Here is a 12,070-nt window from a genome sequence, read left to right on the forward strand (position 1 = left end):
GGTGATCAGGGGCGCCGCCGCGCTTGGGGGCGGCGCCACGTTGGAGCGCACCCGGGCGCGATGCGGCTTTACCGGTAAAGCCGCATCGCGCCCGGGTGCGCTCCTACGATGTCTGTGGTCTGCGGCTGTGCTTATTCCGGGTCGTAATCCAGATTCGATGCCAGCCAACGTTCGGCCAATGCTACGGTGATGCCCTTGCGCTTGGCATAGTCGGCCACCTGTTCCTTGCCCAGGCGCCCGACCACGAAGTATTGGCTCCTGGGATGGCTGAAGTAATAGCCGGAGACCGCTGCGGTGGGCAGCATCGCGAAACTTTCGGTCAGCGTCATCGTGGTATGACGCTCGGCATCGAGCAGGTCGAACAGGGTGCGCTTTTCGCTGTGCTCGGGGCAGGCGGGATACCCCGGAGCCGGGCGAATGCCACGATAGCGCTCGGCGATCAGCGCCTCGTTGTCCAGCGTCTCATCCTCCACATAGCCCCAGAATTCGGTGCGCACGCGTTGATGCAGGCGCTCGGCCAGTGCCTCGGCCAGACGGTCGGCCAGGGCCTTGAGCAGAATCGCGTTGTAGTCGTCGTGTGCGGCTTCGAACCGCGCCACATGCGGCTCGATGCCGATGCCGGCGGTGACCGCAAACGCGCCGATCCAGTCCTGCTTGCCGCTGCTCTTGGGCGCGATGAAATCGGCCAGGCAGAAGTCGGGGCGGTCGATGGGTTTGTCGACTTGTTGGCGTAAGAAGTGCAAGAGCTGCCGGGATTGGGCATTCGGGATTTGGGATTGGCCGGGCTGCTGCGAATCTCCAATCCCGTTTGCCGAATCCCGGTGGTCTGTCAGCACCACTTCCACGTCATCGCCCACACTGTTTGCCGGCCACAGCCCGAACACCGCCTTCGCGGTCAGCCATTTTTCGGCGACGATGGTGCGCAGCATCTTGCGTGCATCGCGGTACAACTCGCTGGCCTGGGTGCCGACCACCTCGTCGCTGAGGATCGCCGGGAACTTGCCGGCCAGCTCCCAGGCCTGGAAGAACGGGGTCCAGTCGATCAGCTCGATCAACTCCTGCAGCGGATAGTCGTCGAACACGTGCAGGCCCGGCTGGCGCGGGGCGGGTGGTGTGTAGGTGTCCCAGTCACCGTCGAAACGCTGTGCGCGTGCCTTTTCCAGCGACACCAGGCGTTTGGCGTCGCCGCGATTGTGGTGGCGCGCGCGGATCTCTGCGTAGTCGGCATCGTTGGCGGCGACGAAGGCCTGGCGCAGGTCGCGCGAGATCAGCGATTGCGCAACGCCCACCGCGCGCGAGGCGTCCTTCACCCACACGGTGGGGGCGGTGTAATGCGGGTCGATCTTCAAGGCGGTGTGCGCGCGCGAGGTGGTGGCGCCACCGATCAACAAGGGAATCTCGAAGCCTTGCCGCTGCATCTCGCGCGCGACATGCGACATCTCTTCCAGCGACGGCGTGATCAGGCCGGACAAACCGATCAGGTCCGCATTCTCTGCGCGTGCACGGTCGAGTATCACCTGCGCCGACACCATCACGCCCAGGTCCACCACATCGAAGTTGTTGCATGCCAGCACCACGCCGACGATGTTCTTGCCGATGTCGTGCACATCGCCCTTGACGGTGGCCATGATGATCTTGCCGTTGGACTTGCCGACATCGCCGGTCCGCAGCTTTTCCGCTTCGATGAAGGGCAGCAGGTACGCCACCGCCTTCTTCATCACACGCGCGGACTTGACCACCTGCGGCAGGAACATCTTGCCGGCGCCGAATAGGTCGCCGACCACGTTCATGCCGTCCATCAGCGGGCCTTCGATCACGTCCAGCGGGCGGGTGGACTGCTGGCGCGCTTCCTCGGTATCGGTTTCCACGAATGCGTCGATGCCGTGCACCAGCGCATGCGCCAGCCGCGCACGCACCGGCTTCTCGCGCCAGGCCAGGTCTTCGACTTTCGCCGCGCCCTTGCTGCCTTTGTAGCGCTCTGCAATTTCCAGCAAGCGTTCGGTGCCGTCCTTGCGGCGATTGAGGATCACATCCTCCACGCGTTCGCGCAGTTCCGGGTCCAGCTCGTCGTAGATCGGCATGCCGCCGGCGTTGACGATGCCCATGTCCATGCCGGCCTTGATCGCGTGGAACAGGAACACCGAGTGGATCGCCTGGCGCACCATCTCGTTGCCGCGGAACGAGAACGACACGTTGGAAACGCCGCCGGAAACATGGCAGTGCGGCAGCGTGCGTTTGATCTGCCGGGTGGCTTCGATGAAGTCCACCGCGTAGTTGTCGTGCTCCTCGATGCCGGTGGCCACGGCAAAGATGTTCGGGTCGAAGATGATGTCTTCCGGCGGAAAGCCCACCTGCTCGGTCAGCACATTGTAGGCGCGCGTGCAGATCTCGACCTTGCGCGCGCAGGTATCGGCCTGGCCGACTTCGTCGAAGGCCATCACCACCGCGGCGGCGCCATAGCGCAGTACCTTGCGCGCCTGTTCGATGAACAGCGTTTCGCCTTCCTTGAGCGAGATCGAGTTGACCACGCTCTTGCCTTGCAGGCACTTTAGGCCGGCTTCGATCACGCTCCACTTGGACGAATCCACCATCACCGGAATGCGCGCGATATCCGGCTCGGACATGATCAGGTTGAGAAAACGCGTCATCGCCTTTTCCGAATCGATCAGGCCCTCGTCCATGTTGACGTCGAGGATCTGCGCACCGTTGGCGACCTGCTGGCGCGCCACGTCCACCGCCTCCTCGTAGCGCTCTTCCTTGATCAGCTTGCGGAACTGCGCGCTGCCGGTGACGTTGGTGCGCTCGCCCACGTTGACGAACAACAGGTCCGGGGTGATGACCAGCGGTTCCAGGCCGGACAGGCGGGTGTGGCGGGGAGTGCTCATGCGATGCTCTGAAGAAGGGCGGCCGCGTTGCTAGCCCGGATCGGAAAAGGAAGTGACGGGACGCAGTCGTCCGCAATCATCCGGCGCTGCACGCCTGCTTCCCCCGCATGCGGATGAAGGTGCCCGAAGGACGGATGAGTGTCATCGCTCTGCATCACGCTGCCAGCTCCTGCGCGCCAGGCAATTGCCGCGGCGGCAGGTCGGCGACCGCTTGGGCGATCGCACGGATGTGATCCGGCGAGGTGCCGCAGCAGCCGCCGACCAGATTGAGCAGGCCGGCCTGCGCGAATTCGCGCAGGGTTTCGGCCATTTCTTCCGGGGTTTCGTCGTACTCGCCGAAGGCATTCGGCAGGCCGGCATTGGGATGCGCGCTGACGTAGGCGTCGGCAATCTGCGCCAGCGTTTCCACGTGCGGGCGCAGGTCCTTGGCACCGAGCGCGCAGTTCAGCCCCACCGACAGCGGCCGCCCATGCGCGACCGAGGCGTAGAACGCTTCCGCCGTCTGGCCGGACAAGGTGCGTCCGGAGGCGTCGGTGATGGTGCCGGAGATCATCACCGGCAGGCGTCCGCCGCGTGCTTCGAACACTTCCTCGATGGCATACAGCGCGGCCTTGGCGTTGAGCGTGTCGAAGATGGTTTCCACCATCAGCGTGTCGGCACCGCCGTCGATCAGGCCGTCGATGGCCTCGCGGTAGGTGTCGCGCAAGGCATCGAAGCTGGTGTTGCGGTAGCCGGGGTCGTTGACGTCCGGGCTGATCGAGGCGGTGCGGCTGGTGGGGCCGAGCACGCCGATCACGAAGCGCGGTTTATGCGGGGTCAGCGCCTCGACTTCGTCGCAGCAGGCGCGCGCGACCTGCGCGCCGGCCTTGTTCAATTCGTAGACCAGATGTTCCAGGTGATAGTCGGCCTGGCTCACCGAGGTGGCGTTGAAGGTATTGGTTTCCAGCAGGTCGGCACCGGCGTCCAGATAGGCGCGATGGATGCCGGCGATGATCTCCGGGCGCGACAGCAACAGGAGGTCGTTGTTGCCTTTCAGGTCGTGGCCTTCCGGCGCGTGTGCGTGATCGCAGCCCGGGCCATGTACGTGCACCTGCGCGCTGTCGTAACCGTCGGCAAAGCGGCTGCCGCGGTAGTCGGGCTCCTGCAGATCGTGGCGCTGGATCATCGTGCCCATCGCGCCGTCGATGATGAGGATGCGTTCGGCGAGCGCGGCAGTCAGTCTGGCGGCGCGTTCGGGATGCAGCCAGGGCAGTGCAAACGGGATTGGAGCTTGGGGATTGGATACCTGCGTCATGATTCAGCTCTCCGCGAAGCAGCGCCTTTGCTTTCAACGATTCCCGATTCCCGATTCCCAATTCCCGGCTTCACCGCAATCAATGAAATCACCTCGAAATGCGGCGGGCGCTTCTCGCGCGTCACCGTCTCCAGGCTGGACACGTCCAGCCCGGCTTTCTCGGCAAACCTGCGCAGTTCCTTGGCAGCAAAGCCGAGATTGACGTGGCCATAGGCATGCACCGCGGCACGGTGTTCGTGCTTGGCCAGGCTGCACAGCAACAGGCGGCCGCCGGGGCGCAGCACGCGCGCGGATTCGGCCACTGCCTGCGCCGGCTTGGCTGCGTAGGTGAGCGCATGCATCAGCACCACTAGGTCGAAGCTGGCATCGGGAAACGGCAGCGCATGCATGTCACCCTCGCGCACTTCCACATTGCGCAGCTTGCGCAGGCGCTCGCTGGCGGCGGCGACCACGCGTGCGCTGGTGTCGATGCAGATGTAGCGGGTGGCATGTGGTGCCACCAGCTCGGCCAGCACGCCGTCGCCGGAGGCGATGTCGAGCACGTCGCCGGTTTCCAGCAGAGGCAGGGCGGTGCGCGCCAGCGCCTCCCAGGTGCGCCCCGGGGAGTAGTGCCGCTCCATGTCGCCGGCCACCGAGTCGGCCCAGTTCTGGTCGGCGGCGCGGTTGGCCAGCACTGCGGCCACGCGCTCGGCGTCCTGACGCAGCAGCGGGTCGTCGCTTCCGGTGCTCAATGCCAGCCACAGGGCGCGCTGCGCCGGGTCCAGCGACACCTCGTCGAAACGGTAGTAAGCCGACACGCCGGCGCGGCGGTCGCGCACCAGCCCGGCTTCCTTGAGCTTGGCCAGGTGCGTGGACACGCGCGGCTGGGCCAGGCGGGTGATCGCCGAAAGCTCGGCCACGGTGAGTTCTTCCTGCTCCAGCAAGGTCAGCAGGCGGACGCGGGTGGCGTCGGCAAATACCTTCAGGCGCGCCGACCAGTCTTCCAGATCCATGAATATCTCTATATCGCGATATGGAGATATTTTCGGCCGGGCAGGGTGTGGGGTCAACTACATACGCATGCGAATGGTTGGGGCTACAATGGACGCTCAGCCTAGGCCTGGAGGGGTGCGACGTGGATTTCAGCTTTACCGAAGAACAATTGATGATCCAGGATGTGGCGCGCCGCATCGCCCAGGAAAAGATCGCCCCCAGCGCGGAGCAGTTCGATCGCAGCGGCGAGTTTCCGCTGGAGAACATCCGCCTGCTCGGCGAGAACGGCCTGATGGGCATCGAGGTGCCGGCCGAGTACGGTGGCGCCGGCATGGACCCGATCAGCTATGCGCTGGCAATGATCGAGATCGCTGCCGCCGACGGCGCGCATTCCACCATCGTGTCGGTCAACAACTCGCTGTTTTGCACCGGCATCCTGAAGAACGGCAGCGAGGCGCAGAAACAGCTGTACGTGCGCGCGATCGCCGAAGGCGCGCAGATCGGCGCGTTCGCACTGACTGAGCCGCAGTCCGGTTCGGATGCCTCGGCGATGCGCTGCCGCGCGGTCAAGCAGGCCGATGGCAGCTTTGTGATCAACGGCAAGAAGAGCTGGATCACCTCCGGCCCGGTCGCCAAGTACATCGTGTTGTTTGCGGTGACCGAGCCGGACAAGGGCTCGCGCGGCATCACTGCTTTCATGGTCGACGCCGATCGCGCCGGCTTCCATCGCGGCAAGACCGAGCCCAAGCTCGGCATCCGTGCCTCGGCCACCTGCGAGATCGAATTTGCCGATTACATCGCCCAGCCCGACGAAGTGCTGGGCGTGGAAGGCGAGGGCTTCAAGACCGCGATGAGCGTGCTCGACGCCGGGCGCATCGGCATCGCTTCGCAGGCGGTCGGCATCGCGCGTGCGGCCTATGAGGCGACCCTGGCCTACGTCAAGGAGCGCAAGGCCTTCGGCGCGGCCATCGGCACCTTCCAGATGACCCAGGCCAAGATCGCCGACATGAAGTGCAAGCTGGATGCAGCGCTGCTGCTGACGTTGCGCGCGGCCTGGTTGAAGGGGCAGGGCCAGAAGTTCGGCACCGAAGCGGCCGTGGCCAAGCTCACCGCCTCGGAAGCGGCGATGTGGATCACCCATCAGGCGGTGCAGATCCACGGCGGCATGGGCTATTCGAAGGAAATGCCGCTGGAGCGTTACTTCCGCGACGCCAAGATCACCGAAATCTACGAGGGCACCTCGGAAATCCAGCGCCTGGTGATCGCGCGTGGCGAGACCGGCTTGCGCTGAAGGGCCTGATCCGGCAGTACGCCGCGGTCGACACCATCGGCCCGAGCTGCGCAACAGTCGATCCGGCACCGTGGCGCTGGCGATTGCCTCGCACGGTGTAGGAGCGCGCTTGCGCGCGATGGGGCGTTATCGATAACGCCCCATCGCGCGCAAGCGCGCTCCTACGCAAACGTGAGCGGTCAGATATCGCGGAGGCGCCGTGTCAGCGGCCTGGCGCCGGCACACCGCAAGCAACGTCACAGTCTTACATCGCGCGTAGTTGCGCCCGACCTTGTCGCGCGCGGCGCGCGCGGATCACAATCGCAGCTTCTCTGGCCTCTGGTGCGCGCATGCCCCGGTCCTTGCACGCTGTGTTTTCCCGCCTTTCGTTGTCCGCCCGTGTTCCGGTGCTGGTGTGTTGGGGGCTGTTGCTGGTCTGCGCTGCGGCAAGTGCGCAAACGCCGCCGCCCTCGATCGTGCCCACCGACCGCCTGCAGGAAGCCTGGTGGGCGCAGCGTCATGCGCAGGTGCTGGAGCAGGTGAAACAGCACGCCGACACGCCGCTGTTGTTGATCGGCGATTCGATCACCCAGAACTACGAAAAAGCCAAGGCACCGGACGAGGATTTTCAGCCGACCTGGCAGACCTTCTACGGCAGCCGTGGCGCGCTCAACCTGGGCTTCAGCGGCGACGGCACCGAGAACGTGCTGTGGCGGCTGGCCAATGGTGAGGTCGATGGCCTGCAGCCCAAGGTCGCGCTGGTATTGATTGGTACCAACAACACCGGCCACCTCGGCCAGACCGCGGAGCAGGCCCAGCTCGGTATCGATGCGGTGGTGGCGGCGATCGAACAGAAATTGCCGCGCACTCAGATCTTGCTGGTGGGCGTGCTGCCCAGTGGCATCTCCAGCGAGAAGTCGCGCCGCGATGCGCAGATCAACCAGGGCCTGGCGGTGCGCTATGGCGACAATGCACGCGTGACCTATCTGGATGTGGGGTCGATCTTCCAGCGCGACGGCAAGCTGCGCACCGAGCTGTTTTACGACACCCGTTTCCGCCCGCCGGCCGCTGCCCTGCATCCGGACACGCAAGGCCAGCGCATGCTGGCCGAGGCGATCGAGCCGACCCTGGCGCGCCTGCTCGGCGAGCCGCCGGTCAAGCCGGTTGCCGCGCTGGGCCGCGATTTTGCGACCTCGCTGATTCCAGTCGACCGGCTGGAGCAGGACTCCTACGACTGGTACGCGCGTCACCATGCGGCGCTGGCCGCAGCGCGCACCCTCAAGCCCGAGGTGGTGATGATCGGCGATTCGATCACGCACTTCTGGGCCGGCCCACCGCAGGCCACGCGTGTCAGTGGCCCCGAGTCCTGGAGCTGGTTGTACGGCAGGCGCCCGGTGCTGAATCTGGGCTTTGGCTGGGACCGCACCCAGAACGTGCTGTGGCGCATCCGCCAGGGTGAGCTCGACGGCCTGGATCCGCGCTGGGTGGTGCTGCATATCGGCACCAACAACCTCACCGGCACTGCGCAAGCGCGCGCCGCCACGCCGGCCGAGGCCGCCCAGGGCGTGGAGGCGGTGGTAAGCGAGGTGCGTCGCCGTTTGCCCAGGAGTCAGCTGATCCTGATGGCGATCATGCCGCGCGGCCGCCATGCCGGGGATGCGCAGCGCGCGCCCATTGCCGAGACCAATCGGCTGCTGGCCGCGCGTTATGGCAAGGATCGGTCCGTGCGTCTGGTCGACATCGGCCCTCGGATGCTGCAGCCGGACGGGACCTTGCCCGAGGCGCTGATGCCGGACGGCACCCATCCCAGTGAGACCGGGTATGCGATCTGGGCCACGGCGCTGCGCGAGGCGGGCATCACGGCAACGCCATAGGCCGTCCTGCGCTGCGGAGTCAGGGTAGCGGCGTCGAAGAGGGCGCTGCTGTCGCGCAGCAGGCTATCCGGTTGCACGGTTGCCGCGTCATGGCGTGAGCGGAATGAAGCGCCGGCCGCCGATCAATAGCGGGCTGCCATCGGCCGGCAACGCAAGCGCACGGCCACCAGCAGAACTTTCCGGACCCCAGAAACCAGAAGACCCCCGATCGCTCGGAGGTCTTTTTAAACTGGTGCCCAGAAGAGGACTCGAACCTCCACGAAGTTGCCCCCGCTAGCACCTGAAGCTAGTGCGTCTACCAATTCCGCCACCTGGGCAGGTGAGCCGCGAATTTTGCAGACTCCCGGCGGGCTTGTCAATGCCTGGTGGCAGGCAATTGCGACCGGCCAGGCGAGGCGTGCCGCCCATGGCGCGGCCGCAAGGGGTACCATGTAAGCAATGACAAAGAAAAACACCCCAGATTCCGATCGGCCCAGTCGCCGCAAGTCCACCAGCCCGGGCGAGTCCACCACCGCCGAAAAACAGAAGTTGCCGGGCTGGATGCCGGACTTCCTGGTCCGCGCCGCCGCCGGTGCGTCGACCAAGTCCGCCAACAAACGCGCTGCCGACAAGGCCGCCAACGCCTCGCCAGAGCTGCCGGTAGCGCCCGCGCTGCCCACGCCGCCGGCACCACGCGCACCGCATCCGCGCAAGAGCGGTCCGCCGGCGCCGCCGCCGGAACGCTTCCAGCAGGCGCCGACCGAAGCGCCCGCCCCGGCGGCGGAGTTCAAGGACCCGCATGCCGACCGCGAGGCACTGCGCTACGCCGAGCCGATCGCCAGCCGCGAGGCCATCCTGCAGTTGCTCGACGCCTGCGATGGCCCGCAGACCGCCGAGGAAATCGCCGAACAACTCAATCTCAGCGACCGCATCGACGCGCTGGGCAAGCGCCTTGCAGCGATGGTGCGCGAAGCGCAGCTGGTGCAGAACCGTCGCGGCGGCTACGCGCCGGTGCAGCAGACCAGCCTGATCGCCGGCGTGGTGATCGCCAATCCGGAAGGCTTCGGTTTCCTCAAGCCGGACGAGGGTGGCGACGACCTGTTCCTGCCGCCTTATGAAATGCGCAAGGTCATGCACGGCGATCGTGCGCTGGCCAACGTCACCGGCATCGACCGCCGCGGCCGTCGCGAAGGTGCGATCGCCCGCGTGCTCGAACGCCGCATGTCGCGCATGCTCGGACGCTTCTTCTACGAGCATGGCGTGGCCTATGTCGACCCGGACGACAAGCGCGTGCAACGCAACGTGCAGATCGCACCTGACGGTATCGGCGAGGCGCGCGAAGGGCAGTTGGTGGTGTGCGAACTGATCGCGCCGCCGGACGCGCGGCGCCCGGCGATCGGCAAGATCATCGCGGTGCTCGGTGACAAGCTCACCCCGTCGCTGGTGGTGGAGATGGCCATCCACGGCCATGAGCTGCCGCACGAATTTCCGCAGGAAGTGCTGGACGAGGCCGCGGCAGTGCCGTTGGTGGTCGAGCCGCAGATGATCGGCGGGCGCGTGGATCTGCGGCAGATGCCGCTGGTCACCATCGACGGCGAAGACGCCAAGGATTTCGACGACGCGGTGTATTGCGAGCCCAATGTCGACGGTTTCCGTCTGGTGGTGGCGATCGCCGACGTGTCCAACTATGTGCGTCCGGGCACGCCGCTGGACGATGAAGCACAGAAGCGTGCCACCTCGGTGTATTTCCCGGGGTTCGTGGTGCCGATGCTGCCGGAGACGCTGTCCAACGGCATCTGCTCGCTGATGCCCAAGGTCGACCGCATGTGCTTCGTCTGCGACATGCAGGTGGGGCGCGACGGCGAAGTCACCGGTTCGCGTTTCTACGAAGCAGTGATGAACTCGCATGCGCGCCTGACCTATAACCAGGTCTGGAAGGCGGTGGGCGAAGACGACGCCGACACCAAGGCCTTCATCGGCCCGTTGCTGCCGCAGGTGCAGCGCCTGCACCAGCTGTACAACGTGCTGTCCAAGGCGCGCACGCAGCGTGGCGCGATCGAGTTCGAAACCTCCGAAGTGCGCTTCGTGCTCGACAACACCGGCGAAGTCACCCAGGCCGGCATGCTGGTGCGCAACGATGCGCACAAGTTGATCGAAGAATGCATGATCGCCGCCAACGTCGAGGCCGCGCGTTACCTGCTGAGCATGCATGTGCCGGCGCCGTACCGCGTGCACGAGCGGCCGCCGGAGAGCAAGTACGAAGACCTGCTGGAGTTCCTCAAGGAATTCCAGCTGAGCCTGCCGGCATGGAGCAAGGTGCGCCCCGGCGACTACACCAAGTTGCTGAAGAAGGTGCGCGCGCGCCCCGACGCGGCGCTGCTGGAATCGGTACTGCTGCGCAGCCAGAGCCTGGCGGTGTATTCGCCGGACAACAACGGTCACTTCGGTCTGGCGCTGGAGGCGTATGCGCACTTCACCTCGCCGATCCGGCGTTACCCGGACTTGCTGGTGCACCGCGCGATCAAGCACGCCCTGACCGGCGCCAGCCCGGAAAAATACATCTATACCCCGCGTCAGATGGCGGCCTTGTCGCTGCAGTGTTCCGAGCGTGGTCGGCGTGCCGACGAAGCCGAACGCGAAGTCGACGAGCGGTATCGCGCCGCGTGGATGGAAAAGCATGTCGGCGGCCAGTTCGATGGCGTGATCAGCGGTGTGACCGGGTTCGGCCTGTTCGTGGAGTTGACCCAGTCCAAGGTCAACGGCCTGGTGCATGTCACCCAGCTGCCGCAGGACTATTACCAGTTCGATCCGATTCGCAAGACGCTCAGTGGCGAGCGCCGTGGCCGCACGTTCCGTCTGGGCGATCCGGTGCGGGTGCTGGTGCTGAAAGCCAGCATGGAGGAGCGCAAGATCGACTTCCGCCTGGCCGAGGATCGCGGCGATTCGCCCGAACCGCCGCCGCCGCCGAGTGCTCAGCCGGCCAAGCGCAAGAAGAAGCAGTACTAAGCGCGTCTTCAGGACCGCGAGCCGCCGTCCGGCGGCGGCCCGCGATGCGTGCGGACCGCCGGATATGAGCGGCAGGTCGTTGCGGGCAGACGCTCGCAACGCGCGCTGGGTGCCCACTTTCAAGGCTTGAGGCGACGATGGACGCAGCAATCGAGTACAGCGGTGGCTGCCAGTGCGGTGCCGTGCGTTTCCACGTGCGCGGCAGGCTGACGGACGCATCGATCTGCCATTGCCGCATGTGTCAAAAGGCCTTCGGTGCCTACTACGCGCCGTTGGTTTCGGTGCGCGGTGTCGAGTTCAGCTGGACACGCGGCGAGCCGAAGCGCTTCGCCTCTTCATCGATAATGTTGCGTGGCTTCTGCGCCGAATGTGGAACGCCGCTGACCTATGAAGCGCCCGACGGCCTGGCGATTGCTGCCGGTGCGTTCGATACGCCCGAGCAGCTGCCTCCGGCAATCCAGTACGGGGTGGAGCGCAAGCTGCCGTTCGTCGATGCATTGGCCGATCTACCGGCGCGCACCACCGAGGACGATGTCGCCGCATTGGCGTTTCTGGCCGATGTGGTGTCAAGGCAGCACCCGGATCACGATACCGCGCAGTGGCCAGTGTGAGTCCGCGCCCGCAGGCGTGAGTGCCTACCGCAGGGGCGCGCGACAGCGGGGTGCGTGCAGGTGCCGGCACCATCACAACGGCGCGAGCGCCATCTTCGATCCCCGCAATCGGCCGTACAGCGTGCTGAAGTTCTGGCCGTGGCCCAGGAGCACCGCGATCTCCTTGTCGCTAGCGCCGT

Annotated in this window: 7 protein-coding genes and 1 tRNA gene; 4 read left to right on the plus strand and 4 right to left on the minus strand. The window is 65.8% G+C overall.

Annotated features, from left to right (window positions below):
- Positions 1 to 131 precede the first annotated feature (131 nt).
- From metH to GGR73_RS02860, 3 genes are all read right to left on the minus strand, one after another.
- Positions 132 to 2,885, minus strand: coding sequence for a methionine synthase (gene metH / locus GGR73_RS02850; protein WP_184455543.1), 2,754 nt, complete (start codon positions 2,883 to 2,885; stop codon positions 132 to 134).
- Positions 2,886 to 3,039: 154 nt separating this feature from the next.
- On the minus strand, positions 3,040 to 4,179 hold the full coding sequence (locus tag GGR73_RS02855; RefSeq protein ID WP_184455546.1) for a homocysteine S-methyltransferase family protein: 1,140 nt from the start codon (positions 4,177 to 4,179) through the stop codon (positions 3,040 to 3,042).
- Positions 4,176 to 5,171, minus strand: a complete 996-nt coding sequence (locus GGR73_RS02860; protein WP_024940812.1) for an ArsR/SmtB family transcription factor — start codon at positions 5,169 to 5,171, stop codon at positions 4,176 to 4,178. The genes GGR73_RS02855 and GGR73_RS02860 overlap by 4 nt, the downstream gene beginning before the upstream one ends.
- Before the next feature lie 152 nt (positions 5,172 to 5,323).
- Here GGR73_RS02860 and GGR73_RS02865 point away from each other — a divergent pair, with 152 nt between their 5' ends.
- Entirely contained in the window at positions 5,324 to 6,442 is a 1,119-nt protein-coding gene (locus tag GGR73_RS02865) for an acyl-CoA dehydrogenase family protein (protein ID WP_225874194.1), read from the plus strand.
- Between the two features lie 329 nt (positions 6,443 to 6,771).
- The gene (locus GGR73_RS02870; protein ID WP_184455550.1) at positions 6,772 to 8,295 is read left to right on the plus strand and encodes a GDSL-type esterase/lipase family protein; all 1,524 of its coding nucleotides are present in this window, start codon (positions 6,772 to 6,774) and stop codon (positions 8,293 to 8,295) included.
- 230 nt (positions 8,296 to 8,525) lie between these two features.
- Here the strand turns inward: GGR73_RS02870 and GGR73_RS02875 are convergent.
- A tRNA-Leu gene (locus GGR73_RS02875) sits at positions 8,526 to 8,612 on the minus strand.
- A gap of 121 nt (positions 8,613 to 8,733) precedes the next feature.
- Here GGR73_RS02875 and rnr point away from each other — a divergent pair.
- Both rnr and GGR73_RS02885 read left to right on the plus strand, forming a co-directional pair.
- Positions 8,734 to 11,280 carry a ribonuclease R gene (gene rnr, locus GGR73_RS02880; protein ID WP_047128508.1) on the plus strand — a complete coding sequence of 849 codons (2,547 nt, stop codon included), beginning with the start codon at positions 8,734 to 8,736 and terminating at the stop codon, positions 11,278 to 11,280.
- A gap of 137 nt (positions 11,281 to 11,417) precedes the next feature.
- Positions 11,418 to 11,891 (plus strand): GFA family protein, encoded by a 474-nt coding sequence (locus tag GGR73_RS02885; RefSeq protein ID WP_104568652.1) that lies wholly within the window; start codon positions 11,418 to 11,420, stop codon positions 11,889 to 11,891.
- Positions 11,892 to 12,070 lie beyond the last annotated feature (179 nt).

The organism is Xanthomonas sp. F14 (assembly GCF_014199865.1).

Bases quoted from the DNA above. Each gene is read 5' to 3' on its own strand.
- GGR73_RS02865 (WP_225874194.1), top strand. From the start codon at position 5,324: ATGATCCAGGATGTGGCGCGCCGCATCGCCCAGGAAAAGATCGCCCCC.
- metH (WP_184455543.1), bottom strand. From the start codon at position 2,885: ATGAGCACTCCCCGCCACACCCGCCTGTCCGGCCTGGAACCGCTGGTC.
- GGR73_RS02885 (WP_104568652.1), top strand. From the start codon at position 11,418: ATGGACGCAGCAATCGAGTACAGCGGTGGCTGCCAGTGCGGTGCCGTG.
- GGR73_RS02855 (WP_184455546.1), bottom strand. From the start codon at position 4,179: ATGACGCAGGTATCCAATCCCCAAGCTCCAATCCCGTTTGCACTGCCC.
- rnr (WP_047128508.1), top strand. From the start codon at position 8,734: ATGACAAAGAAAAACACCCCAGATTCCGATCGGCCCAGTCGCCGCAAG.
- GGR73_RS02870 (WP_184455550.1), top strand. From the start codon at position 6,772: ATGCCCCGGTCCTTGCACGCTGTGTTTTCCCGCCTTTCGTTGTCCGCC.
- GGR73_RS02860 (WP_024940812.1), bottom strand. From the start codon at position 5,171: ATGGATCTGGAAGACTGGTCGGCGCGCCTGAAGGTATTTGCCGACGCC.